A 10,515-nucleotide genomic window follows, 5' to 3' on the forward strand; every position below is an offset into this window, starting at 1 on the left:
GAGCATGCCTCTAACCCCCAAAACCCTGAACTTTGCTGAATTTACTGAGCTTTAGGCGGTTTGGCAAAAGTCATTGAGAGGGATATAGTAGACCAAGTTTCCCCCTGATCCTTGAGTCCACCGCAACGGTTGCCGGGAAGTGAAGGGGGAAAGCGCTCGGGGGGTATTCCTCAGGGCTTTGCGGGATACCGCCTTCCTGCTCAGAGATAGGCAGGATGCGATCGCTTCTTTCCTGAACCATGTTCAGGAGAGTTCAGCGTGAATGTATCAGGCAACGAGAAAGGTAGAGGCTCGAGGCAATCTCGTCGCCCGATCCCTCCCTGTGGCCTTGCCGTCTGGAACAGCCCCTCGCTCTAGCAAGGGAATGGGTGTTCCTGTTCCGCCTTAAGATCCTAAGATAGGAGTTGAACGTCCCTGCTGGACTGGGTGCCTTTCCTTTACAACTTGGAAAGGGGGGGCCCAGCCGCAGAGGCGGGGGCGACGGCCGTTACGTTTTGAGAGGAATCCATGTTGTTCATTTTTAACCTAGCGAAGCGTCTGCAGCGCATCCTCCTCGCTCTCGTAGTCGGGGTGGCTGCGGTAGCTTTCCTGTCCAACCCTGCTGCTGCTGAAACCTACACGGTCAAGATGGGCTCTGACAAGGCCCAGCTCATTTATGATCCCCCCACCCTCACCATCAATCAGGGAGATACTGTTCGGTGGGTCAACAACAAGGTCTATCCTCACAACGTTGTCTTTGACAAGGTACCTGGTGGCGATGCGGCCCTGGCAGCCAAGCTGTCCCACAAGGCCCTGCTCACTGCTCCCAACCAAGTGGTGGAATCGGCCTTTGTCGATGTCCCTCTGGGTGAGTACACCTACTACTGCACTCCCCACCGGGGGGCTGGCATGGTCGGCAAGATCATCGTCAAGGGCTAGGCTGGCGCTCCAATTCCACTTCTCTGGTTGCTTTTTAAGAGGGAGATTCCGGCTCTGGCTTGCTGGCATGGGATCCCTGCCCGTAGCATAGAAAGTAGCCCTCTCGAGAGTGGGAGGGCTTTTTCGCGAATAGACGTTAGACAGGTTCCCCATGACCACCAGTGTTAAAGGCTACCTGCTCCTGGCCGTTTCCTGCATCAGTGCCATTGCCGCTGTGGGTTCGATTTTCGAGTTGGCTTCCGGTGAGCCGGATTTTGGCGTCGGCCCCACCAGCATTATCTTGATCGTCGCTGCTCCCTTGGCGGTTTGGCTGTTTCAATCGGCAGTTGGGGCGGCACGAGCCAGCGGCGCTGCCGGCAAGGGGGGCAAGAAGCGAAAGTAGGCAGGTAGATACGGGAAAACTGGGGGGAAGGGGATGGAGTCAGCGGGTTTGCTGTAAAGAAACTTGTGATTCTATCTCGGCTTCTGCTGGCTGATGAAACTCCGGCAACAGCTTTCGTTCTTGCACCGTTCCAAGGGCTGCTTCTAGCTCTGCCGTGGCTAGAGTACAACTGGAGCCAGATCCGTTCAATACGGTCTCGGTCACCTGTCCTTTTTTGTCGATCCGATATTCCACCTTGATGTACTCGGGCATCTGCACTCCACTCGCTGCTGCTCAACAACTGACTTTCTCCTACCCATTGTAGTTCTCGCTTTTTCCCCGCTCGATCTGGCTGGGCCGTATGGCTTCTGCTCGTCCCCCGTTTCCTCCTGCCAAAAGGGATCCCGGTATCCAGCGGGATCTGAGTTTGGGAGTAGGGGCGCTGCTGGGCGTTGTCCTGATCGGCACCCTTTGGTACCACGGGGTGGAGCAATGGCCTTGGGTGGAAGCTTTTTACATGAGCGTTATCACCCTAACTACTGTGGGCTTCATGGAGGTGCAGCCGCTGGGGGATCGGGGGCGCTTGTTCACGGTGGCCTTGATCCTGATGGGGGTCTTGAGCATCGGGTTCATGGTGAACCGCTTTACAGAGGCCCTCATCCAGGGGCATTTTCAGGAAGGGATCCGGCAGCGGAAGTGGAAGAAACAGATGGAAGCGCTGAACAACCACTACATCGTCTGCGGTTTTGGGCGCATTGGGCGACAGGTGGCCCAGGAGTTTCAGGCAGAGGGGGTGCCCTTTTTGGTGATCGATCAATCGGCCGAGGCAATTCAGGTGGCCCAAGAGCTGGGATATGTCGCTCTCCAGGGAGACAGCACTCTCGATGCCACCTTGCTGGCGGCGCGGGTGCAGCAGGCCGAGGGGTTGATTGCCGCCCTCTCCAGCGATGCCGAAAACCTCTATGTGGTGCTGTCGGCCCGCACCCTCAACCCTCGTATCCGCACCATTGCCCGCGCCAACACGGAAGAGGCTTTGCAAAAGCTGCAGCGAGCGGGCGTTGCCCACGCCATCTCTCCCTTCATCACCGGTGGAAAACGGATGGCAGCGGCTGCCCTGCGCCCCCGCGTGGTGGACTTTGTGGATGGGATCCTGTCGGGTCGAGATCGCACTTTTTACTTGGAAGAGTACGAGCTGGCGGCGCAAGAATGCCCCTATGTTGGCCAGACCCTGGGGAAAGCCAATCTAAGGGCGCGATCCGGCGCGTTGGTGGTGGCAATTCGGCGAGCCGATGGCCAGCTGATTGGCGGCCCCAGCGGTGACACCCTGTTGCAACCGGGGGATCTGCTGCTGTGTATGGGCACGGCCGAGCAGTTGCGCCGCCTGGGCCAGTTGCTCTATCCCCGCCCCTAGATGGGCTGGACAAGTCGGCTAGATACGCCTGAGGATGCTGGGGCCGTGGGAGTCGGTGCCGCAGGTTTTCAAAAGTCCGTAGGTCTCTGCCAGCTTTTCCCCAATCGCCGCCTCCTCTGGGCTGGGAGCCCAAATGTCGGGGTTTTTGTAGGCGTAGTAGACCTCAAGGCCATCCAGGCCCAACTCCACGGCTGCCGGCACCAGCTCTTCCGCAGGCAGCCAGTAGCGAAAGGGATGGGCCAACACCGCCAGGCCGCCTGCTGCTTGAATGGCCCCAATGGCCTCAGCGGCGGGCAGGCCGGGAACTTGCTCCCCCTGGATGTAGGGATCCAAAACAGGATCCGCCGGATCGAAGCCGTAGCCAAGAATATGCACCTCGCAGCCCAGCAGGTTGGCTGTAATCTCGATCCCCGTCCATAGCAGGGGGTCCTCGGGGCGATCCAGATAGGCTTGCGCTTGCTCGTAGCCCTTCAGGGTGTGGTGATCGGTGATGGCCAGGCCCTTGAGGCCGTGCCGGCGCGCCTGCTCCGCCAAGTCTGCCGGATCCATGCGCCCATCGGAGCAGCAGGTGTGCAGGTGAAAGTTGTACTGCAGCGGGCAGGAGAGAGGGCCGATCCCCTGCAGCACCCGCCGCAGCTCCGCCGCCGAGGCAGTTTGACAGGGATCCCGTTGCAAACTAACCAGCATGTCAACCCTTGGGTTGGGAACAGATAGCTCTCCAGAGCAGTCGACTCTGGAATTTTATCTTTTGTTAAGAACGCTCACCCATTCTAGCCAGGGCAAGGGAGGGGCGCCAGGTGTCAAGAACTACAGAATGGGCAAGGGATCCCTAGGGGCTTGCCAAGATCTCCTCGGCCGCCTTGATGGCCGCTCCAGGAGGGAAGTCGCCATAACCCAGCGTGTGCAGGGTCGACTCCAGGGCAGCCAGCGTGGTGAGAATGTCGCGGTCGCTCACAAAGCCCAGATGGCCGATGCGGAAGATCTTGCCCTTGAGGTGGTCTTGACCGGCAGCAAGGGCGATGTCGAAGCGTTTCTTCAGGGTGCTGCGGAGGGTATCGGCGTTGATCCCTTCAGGCGCCAGCACAGCAGTTACCGAGGGGCTGGCTGCCGACTCCGGGTTGACCAAAAGCTTCAGCCCCAGGGCCTTGACGCCGGCGCGGGTGGCCTGGGCCAAACGGGCGTGGCGGCGGCAGATGGCTTCCAACCCTTCGGCCCGCATCAGGCGCAGGGTTACCTGCAGGGCATAAAACAGGTTCACCGCGGGCGTAAAGGGAGTGGTGCCCTGGCGCAGGGCTTTTTGGGCCAGTTTAAAGCTCCAGTAGTACTTGGGAAAGCGAGAGCGCTCGGCAGCAGCCATGGCCCGCGGGCTCACCGCCACAAACCCCAGCCCGGGCGGGATCATGTAGCCTTTCTGGGATCCGGAGGCCACCACGTCTAGGCCCCACTCGTCCATAGGCACCGGCATGGCCCCCAAACTGGTGACCGCATCCACAATCACCAGGGCTTCTCCGTGCTCGCGGGCAGCAGCCGCGATAGCCTGCACATCGTTGGCTACGCCGCTGGAGGTTTCCGAGTGGGTGAGGATGACCGCCTTGATGGTCTTCTCCCGGTCGGCGGCCAGCTTTTCTTGGAAGACTTCGACAGGATAGGGCACGCCCCAGGGGGTCTCTATCCGCTCGCACTGCAGGCCAAACTGCTCCGACATCTCGGCCCAGCGCTCGCCAAACTTGCCGTTGACCCCCACCAAGACCCGCTCCCCGGGGCTGAGGGTGTTGAGGATCCCGGCTTCCATGGCCCCGGTGCCGCTGCAGGCAAAGACAAACACATCGGAGGTGGTCTGGTGCAGCCAGCGCAACCCCTCCGTCACCTCTTCCAGAATGGCGCTGAACTCTTGGCTGCGGTGCTCGATGGGCCCCCGCGCCATGGCCAGCAGCGCACTCTCGGGAACGGGAGTGGGGCCGGGGATCATCAACATCAACTTGTCTTTCATGCGGGTCCCGCTGGGGATGTCAGGTTTGAGAGGTGGCGGCCAGATTCGAACTGGCGCATAGAGGTTTTGCAGACCTCTGCCTTACCACTTGGCTACGCCACCCTACTCCTCAATCGGACAAAACATTGTATCCGAAAATGGGATCCCGCTTCCACTTGCTGCAGCCAACGGCAACAGCGCTCGGGTTCGCTAGGCATCGACAATAGCTTGGTAGCCCCGTACTTGAGTGCGGGGCGAAAAAGCCCTTGAGCCACTTTAGTTGCTTCATAGTTAGTACAGAGCTTCTCCAGGAAAACAACCTACTGCGGTGCAAAACCCGCGCGGCAATAACTAACCTGGAGGAACTTAAGTCCGAAGTAAGCAGAACTTTGAGGTTATGCCTCAAAGGACTGTCTAGGGGCGTCTTGACAGCGCCTTCGCGAGTCCATCTTGGGCTGCGTAAGAATCCGCTGGGTGGGAGTGTCAACTTCTTCTTGTACCCTCAGCAGGCGGGATCCCAGCAGCCGCTGCAGCCAGGGGGCGAGAAACTCGCGATTGGCCAACTGCTGCTGGGGATCCTGGGTTTCCAGAGGAAAGGGGGCAAGGGCCCGCAGGGCGGCGGTGGTAACACAGAACATGGCCTTTTGGAAGCTGAGGCAGATTTTCACCCGCAGGTCATCTTCCCCGCGCGGCTGGCGGCGGTAGTGCTCCCGCAAATAGCCAGGCAGGTGGCGCATCATATCCTGCATCAAGAGAGTAGGGGGGATCCCGGCGCTCCCCACCGGCAGCGGATCGGCATACAAAGCGCCGTAGGCGAAGTCCGCCTGCTCGGCCGGGATCTGGTGGGCCTGGGCATTGTAGGAGACGGTGCCCATGAAGGGAAAGGAGCGGAAAAACACAGCTTCCACGTAGGGCAGGGCCGTATCGGGCAGGAAGGTCAGCCCCGCCGACAGGGGGATGATCTCGTAGCGGCGGCCCCAGATGCAGGGGGCGTAGGTGATGGGCTTGTTGGCAGCTGCCACCAACCCCTGCTGAATGTGGGCTACTACGTCGGGAAGCGTGAGCTGCGGTTCGCTCTCGCGGCGCTTGGCCAAGGCCAGGAAGATATCGCTCATCACCCGCCAGAACTGGCCCAGGCCGCTGTACATGGCCAGCATGCGCACCTGTTCCAGCGCAAAGTCGGGGCAGAGGAAGTTGAGGCCCTGCAGAAGGGGGTTGAAGCGGAACTTGGCCCGGATGGCCACCTTGGCCCGCTCGACAAATTCGGGAGTATCCAGATAGCGATCGAGGCCTCCCCCTCCATGCCAGAGCATGGCTTTCATGCAGTATTCGGCAAACTCGTAGTTGATGCGGTCATGCCAGAGGTAGCGCAGCCATTTGCCCAGGGTGATTTCGCCGTTGAAGTACTTAAAAACTGGGAAGAGCTCCAAAAATTGGTGGTCGGCTATGAAGATCAAATTCTGGGAGTAGGCATCCAGCACCTGGCCGTAGCTGTGGAGGATGCCGATGACCTCCAGCCGGTTGCTGGAAGAATCCGGCACAAGGGCTCCCCCTGCTTCTAGGCGTTGGACGATGGGAGCCAGTCGCCGTTGCTCTAGAGGATCTAAGCCAGCCAGAAAGAAACAGGAAGGAGCGGGAACAAGGGTGGCCGTCATGGGAGAAGGAGGGGTTGAGACAACAACAAAAACTCAGTCGTATCACTAAATCGTCACAACGAAGAGAACCCAGGCTCGAAAGCAGTGGTCGGCCCGCCTGCTTCGGCAAGATTGAGGGCCGCCGGCTTGGCCAAATGGGCGGCGGTGGACTCCACCCAGTGGGTTGCCCAGGCAGGCTGGAGGCCAAGCACCACCACCAGCGAGGCCAAAACTACAGCAGGCAGGCGTTCTCCCGTGGCGCGTCGTTGCATGGCAATGGCCACTTCCGAGAGGCGCCCGAAAAAGACGCGGTTCACCATCAGCAAAAAGTAGGCCGCCGTCAATCCCGTCCCCACCATGCACAGCAACGTCTGCAGGGGGAAGACGGGGAAGCTGCCCCGAAAGAGGGTGAACTCGGCAATAAAGCCCACCAGGCCGGGCGTGCCGCCGCTGGCCATCACCCCCAACACCATCAAGCTGCCAACAAGTGGCAGGCCGCGTTCTGGGTTGAGCAATCCCCGCAGCCGCTTGAGATCCCGCGTGCCGGTGTTGGCGTAGACAGCACCCACCAGCAAAAACAGCAGCGAGGAAATCAGCCCATGGCTCACCATCTGGAAGACGGATCCCACCAAGGAGAGGGGGGTGGCCGCCGCCGTGCCCAGGAGAATGTAGCCCATGTGGGCAATGGAGCTGTAGGCCACCAGCTTTTTCATGTCTTGCTGCACCAAGGCGTTCAGGGATCCATACAGCACATTGGCCACCGCCCAACTGGCCAGCCACGGCCCGGCTTGCTCCCAGGCATCGGGCAAAAGCTGCAGGCCAAAGCGCACCAGGCCATAGGTGCCCAACTTGAGCAAGAGCCCCGCCAAGAGCACAGAAATGGGGGTGGAAGCCTCCACGTGGGCGTCCGGCAGCCAGGTGTGGAAGGGCACCAAGGGGATCTTGATGGCCAGCCCCAGCAGGATGGGAATGAGGATGAGAATCTGGGGCAGCAGCGGCAAGGGGTGGGCCTGCAAAACGGTGTAGGTAAAACTGTGGGCGTCGCTCAGCCAACTGAGGCCGAAAAAGCCAATCAGCAGAAGCACCCCCGAGAGGGCGGTGTAGACCAAAAACTTGGTGGCGGCATAGGTGCGCCGCGGCCCGCCCCAGATGGCAATCAGCAGATAAAGGGGAATTAGCTCGACTTCGTAGAACAAGAAAAACAGCAGCAAGTTCTGGGCCAGAAAAGCCCCCACAATGGCGGCTGCTAGCAGCAACACCAAGCTGTAGTAGAGGCGGGGCCGCTCCACCGGGCCGCTGGCCCAGAGGGCAATCAATACCAGCAAGCCGGTCATCACCACTAGCGGCAGGGAGATCCCGTCCACCCCCAGCTCGTAAACCAGGCCCAACTGCGGGATCCAGGCCATCTGTTCGGCCATCTGGATCCCTTGCGCTTGGGGATCAAACTGCAGCAGCAGCCCCAAGCTCAGCCCCAACCAAGCCAGGCCGAAGCCCAAGGCCAAACTTCGGTGCAGGCCCTTCCCCGCTTGCTCGGGGATCAGCCCCACCAGCAGGCCACCCAATAGGGGGATCCCGATTAGAAGGCTGAGCATGGTTCCTCCCGTCTCAATAGGCCAATCCCACCAGGGGCGAGCGCAGCAGCCAAGCGGTAACCACCACGACCCCGATGACAATGAGCAACACGTAGAGCTGCATCCGCCCCGACAGGGTGTACTTGAGGGCTTCGCCGCTAAACCAAAAAGCCAGGCTCACTCCGTTCACCAGGCCATCCACCCCGTTGCGATCCAGCCACTCCAGTCCGCGGGAAAGGGCGCCGACCGGCTGCACCACCAAAGCCTGGTAGAGCTGCCCGGTGTAGAAATCCTGCGCCAACAGATCCTGCAGCTCCGGCCAGGGTAGGCGCAGCCGCCGCCGGCCCCCCCAGTACAGCCAAGCACCAACACCGGCCCCCAGCAAACCCGAGGCCGCCAGCAGAGCCGCCATCTGCTGCAGCTCTGGGATCCAACCGGGATAAAGCCCCCAGCGCCAAAACAGCCAGGGCATGAGCAGGTTCTGCACCGTCAGAATGACCATGGGCAGGGCCATCGGCCAGCCCACCTCAGGGGCACGGCGCGTCTTGGGCTGCGGGGATCCCAAGAAGACCAGGCCAAACACCCGCGCCAGGTTCAAAGCCGTCAGCCCATTCATCAGCAGCAACACCCCCAACAGGGCCGGCTGCAGGGCGCTGTACACCAGCGCCAGGCGGATTAGGATCCAAAAGCACCCCAGGGGCAACAGGGCCACCATCCCCAGGGATCCCACAGCAAAGGCGGCCACCGTAGCCGGCATGCGGCCCCCTAGGCCCCCCAGCTCCGTCAGATCTTGGGTAGAAGTGGTGTAGATGAGGGATCCCACCCCCATAAACAGCAGCGCCTTGGCCAGGCCGTGCAGCAGCAGCAGCTCCAGCGCCAAATCCGGCTGCCCCGTCCCCACCGCCCCAAACACCAGGCCCAGGTAGGCGCTGGTGGAATAGGAGAAGGTGCGCTTGAGATCGATTTGCGCCAAGGCCACCAGGGATCCCCCTACGGCTGTGATGGTGCCGATGGCCACCAGCACCCCATCCGTGAAAGGGGAGAGGGCCAAGACTGGCTGCAGCTTGATGAGGACAAAAGCTCCAGCGGCCACCACTGCCGAGTTGCGCAGGATCGAAGCCGGGTTGGGCGCCTCCATGGCCTCATCCAGCCACAGGTGCAGCGGGAACTGGGCGCACTTGCCCAGCGGCCCGGCAATCAAAGCCAACCCCATCAAGGCCGCCCAAGTTGGATCCAAGCTGGCCGTAGCCGCCCAATCGCGCAGGCCGGAAAAGGTCAAGGAGCCGGAGAAATTGGAAACCGCCACCACCCCCATCAACAGCAGCAGGTCTCCCACCCGTTTGGTGAGAAAAGCATCCCGCGCCGCCGTGACCACCAGCGGCTGGGCGTACCAAAAGCCCACCAATAAGTAGGTGGAAAGCGTGAGCATCTCCAGCAGCGCGTAGCTGAGAAACAGCGAATCGCTGAGGGCGATCCCCGTCATCCCCCCCTCAAAAAAGCCCATCAGGGCGGCAAAGCGGCCCAACCCCCAATCCTTGTCCAGGTACCCCAGGGCGTAGATCTGGGCCAGCAAGCTCAAGCCGCTTACCCAGACCACCGCCCCCAGCGTCAGAGGCGAGACCTCCAAAGCCAGGGACAAGTCCAAATCGGCCACCCGAAACCAGAGGTAGTTCAGGAGCTGGGGATCCCGACCCCAAACTTGTCGCAACAGCCAAAAGCTATGAGCAAGGGCCGCAAAGGTCAGCAGGATATTGAGGTAGGCTGCCGGACGTGGGCCACTGCGCTTGATCCAGCCAGCGGCCCAAGGAAGAGCCAGCGCTGTCCCTACCCAGCCATAAAAGGGGAGACACCAGGCGCTCTCTGGCCCAATTGCCCAGTCTTCAAAACCCGCCATCTGCTGCTTGCAACAAGTAGTTAAGCATTTTTTAATGAACAGCTACAGTCCAATATAATATTAGAAGTTTTCCAGCGGCAGCGTCTCTCCCCACTTGGACACAGCTTCTGCCTCTGCCTAGGCAAGCAGGCGGCGCCCTTAGATTCTTTGAGCTCCCGGTTCTTTTGGACAGAAAATGGCGGCGCTCCGAATACCTTGCCCAGACCCCGGCTGGGGCTATCGCGGATTGGCGCCAGGGGGAGTGAGACCCCTCACCGATTGATTCTCCTCTTTAGGCTGGGCAGCCCTCCTGACCACAGCCAGGACTATCGCCTGCAAGCCGAGGTGTGGCACGAGGTGGAAGCTTGGGGATCCCCCTGGTGGCTGCAGTTGGATCCCCGCCATCAGAACCTCTGGGGTACTCCCGCCACAGCGCAGCTTGGCGGGATGGAGGATAGGCGGTGAGACGAAGGGGTTCAATGCCCCTGAGTCTCACAATCTGGGCGTTGCCTGCTGCTCGACATACTTCTTCAACTCCTCAACGGTGACCCCACCACAAGAGGCAACAAAATAGGTCCCTGCCCAAAATACAGGCTTGCTGTAGAACCGTGCCACCTCTGTGGCGAACTCTTTGCGAATCAACCGGCTGGAGACTGTTTTCAGGTTGTTCACCAGCTTCGAGACCTGAACATCCGGCGGAAAACTCACCAACAGATGCACATAATCCGCCTCACCGTTGAACTCCACCAAGGAACTGCGCCACTTTTGGCAGGTCGCT

The 10,515-nt window shown here is 60.6% G+C and carries 11 protein-coding genes and 1 tRNA gene; 4 read left to right on the forward strand and 8 right to left on the reverse strand.

What is annotated here, in order from left to right; translation table 11 throughout:
• Positions 1 to 507 precede the first annotated feature (507 nt).
• Positions 508 to 918, forward strand: coding sequence for a plastocyanin (gene petE, locus SYN65AY6A5_RS03550; RefSeq protein WP_011430443.1), 411 nt, complete (start codon positions 508 to 510; stop codon positions 916 to 918).
• A gap of 151 nt (positions 919 to 1,069) precedes the next feature.
• Positions 1,070 to 1,300, forward strand: a complete 231-nt coding sequence (locus tag SYN65AY6A5_RS03555) for a hypothetical protein (RefSeq protein WP_011430442.1) — start codon at positions 1,070 to 1,072, stop codon at positions 1,298 to 1,300.
• A 39-nt stretch (positions 1,301 to 1,339) separates the two neighbouring features.
• On the opposite strand, the gene SYN65AY6A5_RS03560 is transcribed toward SYN65AY6A5_RS03555, so the two are convergent.
• Complete coding sequence (locus SYN65AY6A5_RS03560) at positions 1,340 to 1,552, reverse strand: DUF2997 domain-containing protein (RefSeq protein WP_011430441.1); 213 nt, start codon at positions 1,550 to 1,552, stop codon at positions 1,340 to 1,342.
• An 88-nt stretch (positions 1,553 to 1,640) separates the two neighbouring features.
• On the opposite strand from SYN65AY6A5_RS03560, the gene SYN65AY6A5_RS03565 reads away from it, so the two are divergent.
• Positions 1,641 to 2,690: a potassium channel protein gene (locus tag SYN65AY6A5_RS03565; protein ID WP_011430440.1), complete on the forward strand. Its 1,050-nt coding sequence runs from the start codon at positions 1,641 to 1,643 to the stop codon at positions 2,688 to 2,690.
• 18 nt (positions 2,691 to 2,708) lie between these two features.
• Here SYN65AY6A5_RS03565 and SYN65AY6A5_RS03570 read toward each other — a convergent pair whose 3' ends face one another.
• The 6 genes from SYN65AY6A5_RS03570 to SYN65AY6A5_RS03595 all read right to left on the reverse strand — a co-directional run bounded on the left by SYN65AY6A5_RS03570 (position 2,709) and on the right by SYN65AY6A5_RS03595 (position 9,758).
• Positions 2,709 to 3,377, reverse strand: coding sequence for a PHP domain-containing protein (locus SYN65AY6A5_RS03570; protein ID WP_011430439.1), 669 nt, complete (start codon positions 3,375 to 3,377; stop codon positions 2,709 to 2,711).
• Between the two features lie 142 nt (positions 3,378 to 3,519).
• Positions 3,520 to 4,680 carry an alanine--glyoxylate aminotransferase family protein gene (locus tag SYN65AY6A5_RS03575; RefSeq protein WP_011430438.1) on the reverse strand — a complete coding sequence of 387 codons (1,161 nt, stop codon included), beginning with the start codon at positions 4,678 to 4,680 and terminating at the stop codon, positions 3,520 to 3,522.
• A 30-nt stretch (positions 4,681 to 4,710) separates the two neighbouring features.
• Positions 4,711 to 4,782 (reverse strand) — tRNA-Cys (locus SYN65AY6A5_RS03580).
• A gap of 272 nt (positions 4,783 to 5,054) precedes the next feature.
• Positions 5,055 to 6,314, reverse strand: coding sequence for a CO2 hydration protein (locus SYN65AY6A5_RS03585; RefSeq protein WP_011430437.1), 1,260 nt, complete (start codon positions 6,312 to 6,314; stop codon positions 5,055 to 5,057).
• A 53-nt stretch (positions 6,315 to 6,367) separates the two neighbouring features.
• On the reverse strand, positions 6,368 to 7,885 hold the full coding sequence (locus SYN65AY6A5_RS03590) for an NADH-quinone oxidoreductase subunit M (protein ID WP_011430436.1): 1,518 nt from the start codon (positions 7,883 to 7,885) through the stop codon (positions 6,368 to 6,370).
• A 13-nt stretch (positions 7,886 to 7,898) separates the two neighbouring features.
• Positions 7,899 to 9,758 (reverse strand): NAD(P)H-quinone oxidoreductase subunit F, encoded by a 1,860-nt coding sequence (locus SYN65AY6A5_RS03595; RefSeq protein ID WP_011430435.1) that lies wholly within the window; start codon positions 9,756 to 9,758, stop codon positions 7,899 to 7,901.
• Positions 9,759 to 10,016: 258 nt separating this feature from the next.
• Here SYN65AY6A5_RS03595 and SYN65AY6A5_RS03600 point away from each other — a divergent pair, with 258 nt between their 5' ends.
• The gene (locus tag SYN65AY6A5_RS03600; protein ID WP_240527649.1) at positions 10,017 to 10,202 is read left to right on the forward strand and encodes a hypothetical protein; all 186 of its coding nucleotides are present in this window, start codon (positions 10,017 to 10,019) and stop codon (positions 10,200 to 10,202) included.
• A 27-nt stretch (positions 10,203 to 10,229) separates the two neighbouring features.
• On the opposite strand, the gene tnpA is transcribed toward SYN65AY6A5_RS03600, so the two are convergent.
• A partial coding sequence (gene tnpA, locus SYN65AY6A5_RS03605; protein WP_143597133.1) for an IS200/IS605 family transposase occupies positions 10,230 to 10,515 on the reverse strand: 286 nt, incomplete at its 5' end.

The sequence above is a fragment of the Synechococcus sp. 65AY6A5 genome (assembly GCF_002760415.1).
Lineage (GTDB): Bacteria > Cyanobacteriota > Cyanobacteriia > Thermostichales > Thermostichaceae > Thermostichus.